Consider the following 6818-nt stretch of genomic DNA (forward strand, 5'->3'; position numbering starts at 1 on the left):
AAACTTCGTGTTCTTCGAGAATCTTATTCAAATCTGCCATATTCATTTTTATCTCCTGCCCGTAAGCTGGGCTGCTGAACGTTAAATAAGACTTCTGCGCTTAATCTCTGGCAGTGGATGGCCGCCGGTTGTCATAAATGGGCAGACTCGAAAATCTGCCTATGTATGGCCGATAAAAAACCCGCCGGAGCGGGTTACTTGATGAGTGATGTTGCGTATTCGAGGAGATATAGCTTCGGAGCCAGCCAGATTTTTAGCCAGTCAAAGTTGAACCAGAATCCGACAAACATAATGATTGAGGTCAATGCTCCACTGGTTATGTACAAAAAGGCTAAGAAATCAGCACCTGAGTATCCTTCAGCTACATTCCAGGCTTTCTTAACCGTTAGCAAGAACCCCATCACCGTTAGAATCGCTATCAACTGAAATAGCAGGCTGCTTACTGCATTCCATATCAGCAACTGATGGATCACATCCGGAATCTGTGCCTGACTGAATGCTACAGCACTATCAATGCCGTCAGCTGCCTTCTGTAGCAACTCAACGAGTATTTTATTGGCTTGTTCGTTCATGTTTTCCCTCTGTCGTTACCCGCTGATGCGGGAGAAATGCTTTGGTGGTGTGGAAGTTCGCGCCCCGCAAGTCTCTGCGAATATTGACCTTGCCGCTTCCAGGCTGTGCCTAAAGCACCTTCCACACCCCAAAACATTCCTGTTAATACCGGGATATTTATCCGCGCCCGGCGCGCGCTCCCTTGCTTTCCACAGTCAAAGGAATGCCGTAGACTGATGTTTCCACAGTCAAAATAAGGAATTAGTTATGTCTGAGTTTTCAATGGTTAAAGTCATTGAAGATTTGAACGAAAGGGTTACAAAACTGAGTGCGGAAAACCTGGCTTTTCAACAGGCCATCACCGCGATCATTGCGACAATGCCTCCTGAGCAATCATCCGCAGCCAAAAGACACCTCGAAGAGGTGATCAGTTTTGTTGAGAAGGGCGGATCATCAGCCGCTGTTGAGATGCTTGCAGTTCAGAAACCAATTTATCAGATGCTTTTTTTGCATGCCAAATAGCCTCTAACTGCACTGCATACATCCCTGCCTGCTGGCGAATCAATGCGCTGGCAGGCTCATTAGTAAAGCCATTCATATTTACCTCTCTTTGTTTACCGTCAGCCCCTCGCAAAGAGCTGCTGGTAAACCTTTAGTTCCAGCTGGTCACGCCAACGCTCTCACGTCCGCTTCACCCTTCGCGCTCCCCGTCACCTGCTGAAATTCAAGTGGCGGCTCTAAGCGGTCATCTAACTCCACTTCGCCGCTGGCTAACTTCGCTCAGCTGTCGATGTTTCGTTTTGATGGATTAACAATAGCTAAAGCGATTATTGTAGTCAATCGCCAAAACGATATTAACGATAGCTAAAGTTATATGTATGTGATTTATAAAGTGATTTAGTTAGAAAAAAATTTCGTGATATGCTGAAAAAAGCGGAGGGAAAAGTAATGGAAATGAAAGAGTGGGTAAATAAACTGCGCTGTCTATCACCTGAGCAGCTTGTTCAGGCGCATTTTGGATTACAAGAGAAAATTAAGAAGCATTACAAGTTAAGAGCAAAAGGGAATAACCTGGAGAAGGCTAAACAACTATGCGAGCAAATGGTTGCTATGGCTGAATTAGTGTATCCGGCAATGAAAGCAATACACGAAAAGAAAGCATCGGAATACAGGAGGCTAACAGGGCAGGAGTCACCGGATAGATTTTACCCACCAACACATTATGGATATAAGCAGTTGATTGTAATAATGAAAAATGAAAAGAACCTTAATCGTGTTGCCGAACTTGAGGCAAAAAGATCAGCTGAAGGATGGCGGTCATAATAATCAACCAGGATTGCCGGGTTAAGCAAATCGTTTGTAGTCAATTGACTGCCTCAAAAGGACTTTAGCCATAACGTAGAAGGTATCTTCATCTCCAGCTTCAACGTACCACTTCTCATAAATGGAATTGTCAGATATCACTGCCAGGCGATCCCTTTGCATCTGTAGGCGCTTGACGTGAAGGGTGTTGCCAAACACGAAGACATAAACACCATCCCCATCAAAATGAGTAATTCCTGTATCGACAAAGATTTGATCTCCAGGCGAAATCGTACCATCCATACTGTCGCCATTGACTGTAATCACCTTCACGTGATTCGCTGGCCGGTTTCCAAACATGGCTCGCGCCTGTTCAGTGGTGTATTCAATTGCACGAATTGTTTCAATGAAGTCACTGGTTACCAGTGAGCCAGGACCAGCGCTGGCTTTAACGTCGAGAACATCCACGCGATAAAATCCATTATCAGAGGTTTTAACCTGGTATAGCGCAGATCGTTCATGCACGCCACTGACTTCCATTTCGCCTTCACCAGTTGATAGCCATTCTGGTCTTACGCCAAGAGCAGACGCTATCTCAACAGTCTTTCTCGAACCATTGGCATTGTTGAGTAACTTGAAAACACTCGACTGAGCCATGCCAACTTCTTTAGCCAACTTGCCTTGCGTGTACCCGGCACGTTTCATTGCATGCGCTAAACGATCTGAGAATCCCATAGTCACCTCTGTTAACAGTTCCCTTTAATCGTATCGCTAAGGCGATTACTAATCAAAAAATCGCATAGGCGATTGACATTCGATTAAGCGATATCCATAATCACTAAAAATTGATAGCCGAGGTGATTATGAAAAACCCCGCAGTAGAAAAAGCGATTTCCATCGCTGGTAGCCAGAAAGAGCTGGCAAAACGTTGTGGAAAAGCACAATCAACGATCTGCGACTGGCTCAACGGAAAGAAGCGAATTTCCCCTGAGCATGTCCCTGATCTCGTTAACGCAGTCGCTGGTGAAATCAAGGATTACGAATTCCGTCCTGACCTGCCTGCGCTGTTCCCGCACCCAGAACTCACGCCGCCTAATCGGCGGCCCTAACCACGAAAGGGAAAGCAATGCATTCACTTGCGTATCAACACAATACCGGAATACACCCAGGGGCGATGATAAACCGCGCTCAACCTAAGGCGGCGCCAGACCACGAAAAGATCCGCGATGCGGTTCGGGCATGGTCGTCTGCACTAGACAATCAGGACGTCGTTTCGGCTCTGATCATCAACGAATACCGGGAGCAGGGCGGGACCGCCATCAGCTTCCCGGAAGACATTAGCCGTGCCCGTCAGAAGCTGTTCCGCTTCCTGGATAACGCATTCGACACGGAGCGCTATCGCGAGAACATTCGCGAATTGACGCCAGCAATCATGTCGGTTTTACCGCTGGAATTTCGTGGGCGCCTTGCCGGAGAAGACAGTTTTATGTCTCGTCTTGCAGCAATGGAAAAGGAACTTAGCGAAGCCAAGCGAGCAGTGATGCTTAACGCACCAAAACATCAGAAGTTAAAGGAATTGAGTGAGGGGATCGTATCGGTATTTCGGGTTGACCCTGATCTGGCCGGTCCACTGATGGCAATGGTCACTTCAATGATGGGGATGATGTGATGGAAGGAATCAAGAAAGGCGAAAGCCGCGCTGTAGGTAGCAGCAACGGCTCTCAAAACACTGTGTTACGTCAACAACACTTAACCAGATAAATAACGAGGTAAGTATGTCAGGAATAATTACGATAGACAACAACCTTATCAGCAGCTCTGAGCTACTTGCGATCATAAATAATGCTCGAGCAGAGCATGCTGAAAATCCGGTACGTCATAACGATTTTGTCCAGCGTGTGCTTGATGAGCTTGATGGCGAGCACTACGAAAGTTTCGTAGTGACCAATCCGAACGGCACAAAGTCTTATCAGCTTCGTCTCACTAACGATCAGTGCGTACTTGTGGGTATGCGTGAGTCTAAGGCTGTTCGCCGTACTGTGCTTTCCAAACTGAAAGAGAAGGTTACGCCGTCACTACCTCAGACTCTGCCGGAAGCACTGCGTCTGGCTGCCGATCTGGCAGAAGAAAAACTTCAGCTTGAAAACCAGCTTTCCATTGCGGCGCCGAAGGCTCAGTTCGTTGACAGTTACGTAAATGCGTCAGGATCACTCGGATTTCGTGAGACCTGCAAACTATTGCACATCAAAGAAAATCTCTTCCGTCAGTTTCTGCTTGAAAACGAAATCATGTATCTCCTTGCCGGGAAACTGACCCCTTACGCGCAGCATATCGACGCCGGACGATTCACCGTTAAAACAGGTGAAAACCAGCTTACCGGACATGCGTTTACTCAGAATAAATTCACACCTAAAGGCATTCAGTGGATCGCCGGATTGTGGGCTGCCCAGCAGGTTAAGGAGCGTGCAGCATGACAACGGCGACCGTCTATGACTTAAACGCCGCAAGGCAACTCAGGAGCAACAGGATGGAAAACCAGAAGTCTGGTTACATCCCGTTGTACCGGAGCGTGCTTAAGCAGCCATGGGCGAAGGATGTATACCTTCGCACGCTGTGGGAGAACCTGCTTATGAGCGCAGCCAGACAACCCTATACGGCCTCTTTTAAGGGGCATAAATGGCCTCTGCTTCCCGGTCAACTGGTAGTAACTGCATCCGATTTGGGTCTTCAGCTTTGTGACAGAAAAGGAGTTCCAACAAGCAGGGATTCTGTTGAGCGAATGCTGTCTGTTTTTGTCCGCGAAGGGATGATCACCATCACTGGAGAGAAGCGAAAAGGCAGGGTGATCACTATCACAAATTATGCTGAATATGCTCAAAAAATGGACAATTTACCCGCACATACATCCGCACATACAGGCGCACATGACGAAGCCAGTAATGGCGCGGGTTCAGATGGGTATTCCGCACATAAGGCCGCACAATTCCCCGCACATCATGAACAAGAAGGTAATAACAAGAATATAAATAACTCTTCGTCCGAGAATTCTGACGAATCCTCAGACAAGCCAGATAAAAAACTTCCCGTCCTGAAACCTGACGCTGCGATCCAGAGTGGCACCAAGTGGGGTACATCCGAAGACCTCCGTTGTGCTGAATGGCTTTTCACGGTTGTTCAGGGGATTTCCAGTTCTGCCAAAAAACCAAACTACGCCGCATGGGCCAACGATGTCCGTCTGATGAGGGAGCGGGACAATCGCACTCACAAGGAGATTGCCACGCTGTTCAAGTGGGCCTGTGAGGATAATTTCTGGAAAGGCAATGTCCTGTGTCCGGCTACGCTGCGCGAAAAGTGGACTCAACTTGATATCAAGCGGAACAAGCAAGCCACAGGAACTACGTCTGAAAAACCGAAAGTCTCCATCACAAATACCGACTGGATCTACTGGGTGAAGCTATGAAAAGCCTTGCAGAGCAGATGCATGACTTCGACCGAGAACAAATGCGACTTATGGCGCACAACCTCCCGGCGCATCACAACGAGCCGCAGGAAGTGGAGCAGGTAGCGCAGATCATCAACGGGTTATTTTCCCAGCTTCTCGCTGCGTTCCCGGCAGGCATGGCTAACCGTGACCAGCATGAGATAGACGAAATCCGCCGTCAGTGGGTCATGGCTTTCATGGAAAACGGAATCACCTCAATGACTCAGGTTGACGCAGGTATGCGCGTTGCCCGCCGACAGGAGCGCCCGTTTCTGCCTTCTCCTGGTCAGTTTGTCACCTGGTGCAAAGTCGAAGAGGCTGCGGCAGCCGGATTGCCAGACGCTCACGAGCTGGTTGATCTGATTTACGAATACTGTCGGACTCGCGGGCTTTACCCGGATGCAGAGTCATACCCATGGCAGTCAAACGCCCATTACTGGCTGGTAACGACGCTCTACGCGAACATGCGCGCCAACGCTCTCAGCGATACAGAGCTTCGCCGTAAAGCTGCAGATGAGCTTTCTGTCATGGCTGATCGCATTCGTCGCGGTGAAACAATCCCGGCGCCTGTTAAGCAACTGCCAGTGCTCGGCGGGAAACCTCTTTCGCGAGCTAAGTCGCTGGCGAAGATTGCAGAAATCCGTGCCAGACATGGCCTTGGGGGAAAGCGTTAATGGACACCTTAAAACAACGAATTTTCGATTACGTCAAAGTTCATCATCCGGTTCGCCGCGTCGATCTGTGCAAGGCCATTGGCATTTCCGGTAAAGCGCTTGACCGTGAAATTTCAGTACTCAAATCGACGGGCATGATTCATAGCGCCGCTGGTTTTGGCTACTTCCCCGGACTTGCAGCTTACGAAGCGTGGAAGAAAGGCGAGGGTGCTGTGAAGCTGCAAATCAGGGGCATGAAAGGCGGGTTATCAAGCGCTGAGTCTCGCCGTGAAAGCCTGAGCACATACCCGTCACGCATTGTCGATCTGCTGTCTGGCGGCGTTACGGATGACAACAGTGACTTCATCGCCACCGCCAACCCCGCCACCGTGCTGGCGTTGCTGTATGAGCTGGAAGCCGCAGAAAAAACATCAGCAGCACGACTTGAAGCTCTCGACCGAATTCACAAGATGTTCCAGCGAGAAAAATACCGAGTTGAAGCCGCAGAGAAGCGCATCACCGAACTACAGAGTGAGAATGAATATATTCGCAAGCGTTTTAAAGAAGTCGATCTGCTGCTTGGTAAAAATTTGCTGGTCATGAAGGCTGCAATTATCGAATGGCAGGGAACTGGCGACGCTAAGAACGGCCTGGCATGGATTTACAACACGCTGTTTGGTCCCGGTGAACTACCCAGCGAGGATGAGAAAGACGCTCAGGCATATTTTGACCGGGAATACGAGCCACTCGACAAAGAGCTGATGGAACTGCACCGGTGGTTTTGGGAACAAAGCGAGGCTGAACGTGCCGCCGCTGGCATCGGCAAGGGG

Annotated in this window: 10 protein-coding genes; 8 read left to right on the forward strand and 2 right to left on the reverse strand. The window is 49.0% G+C overall.

Annotated elements, in window-relative coordinates:
* Positions 1–194 precede the first annotated feature (194 nt).
* Positions 195–572, reverse strand: a complete 378-nt coding sequence (locus GTGU_RS01355; protein ID WP_038153605.1) for a hypothetical protein — start codon at positions 570–572, stop codon at positions 195–197.
* Between the two features lie 247 nt (positions 573–819).
* Between GTGU_RS01355 and GTGU_RS01360 the strand changes: the two genes are divergently transcribed.
* Together GTGU_RS01360 and GTGU_RS01365 are read left to right on the forward strand one after the other, a co-directional pair.
* The gene (locus GTGU_RS01360) at positions 820–1074 is read left to right on the forward strand and encodes a hypothetical protein (RefSeq protein WP_038153606.1); all 255 of its coding nucleotides are present in this window, start codon (positions 820–822) and stop codon (positions 1072–1074) included.
* Positions 1075–1500: 426 nt separating this feature from the next.
* Positions 1501–1875 carry a hypothetical protein gene (locus GTGU_RS01365; protein WP_038153608.1) on the forward strand — a complete coding sequence of 125 codons (375 nt, stop codon included), beginning with the start codon at positions 1501–1503 and terminating at the stop codon, positions 1873–1875.
* 21 nt (positions 1876–1896) lie between these two features.
* On the opposite strand, the gene GTGU_RS01370 is transcribed toward GTGU_RS01365, so the two are convergent.
* On the reverse strand, positions 1897–2589 hold the full coding sequence (locus GTGU_RS01370; protein ID WP_038153609.1) for an XRE family transcriptional regulator: 693 nt from the start codon (positions 2587–2589) through the stop codon (positions 1897–1899).
* A 128-nt stretch (positions 2590–2717) separates the two neighbouring features.
* Between GTGU_RS01370 and GTGU_RS01375 the strand changes: the two genes are divergently transcribed.
* The 6 genes from GTGU_RS01375 to GTGU_RS26865 form a co-directional block, all read left to right on the forward strand.
* On the forward strand, positions 2718–2963 hold the full coding sequence (locus GTGU_RS01375) for a helix-turn-helix domain-containing protein (protein ID WP_038153611.1): 246 nt from the start codon (positions 2718–2720) through the stop codon (positions 2961–2963).
* A 17-nt stretch (positions 2964–2980) separates the two neighbouring features.
* On the forward strand, positions 2981–3523 hold the full coding sequence (locus GTGU_RS01380) for a toxin YdaT domain-containing protein (RefSeq protein ID WP_038153612.1): 543 nt from the start codon (positions 2981–2983) through the stop codon (positions 3521–3523).
* A 106-nt stretch (positions 3524–3629) separates the two neighbouring features.
* Entirely contained in the window at positions 3630–4328 is a 699-nt protein-coding gene (locus tag GTGU_RS01385; RefSeq protein ID WP_038153614.1) for a phage antirepressor KilAC domain-containing protein, read from the forward strand.
* Positions 4329–4381: 53 nt separating this feature from the next.
* Entirely contained in the window at positions 4382–5314 is a 933-nt protein-coding gene (locus tag GTGU_RS01390; protein WP_038153634.1) for a replication protein, read from the forward strand.
* The gene (locus GTGU_RS01395) at positions 5311–6009 is read left to right on the forward strand and encodes a replication protein P (protein WP_038153632.1); all 699 of its coding nucleotides are present in this window, start codon (positions 5311–5313) and stop codon (positions 6007–6009) included. The genes GTGU_RS01390 and GTGU_RS01395 overlap by 4 nt, the downstream gene beginning before the upstream one ends.
* Positions 6009–6818: ead/Ea22-like family protein (locus GTGU_RS26865; RefSeq protein WP_342665255.1), on the forward strand; the 810-nt coding region annotated here is incomplete at its 3' end. The genes GTGU_RS01395 and GTGU_RS26865, both read left to right, overlap by 1 nt.

Source organism: Trabulsiella guamensis ATCC 49490, from assembly GCF_000734965.1.
In the GTDB taxonomy this organism is placed as follows: domain Bacteria; phylum Pseudomonadota; class Gammaproteobacteria; order Enterobacterales; family Enterobacteriaceae; genus Trabulsiella; species Trabulsiella guamensis.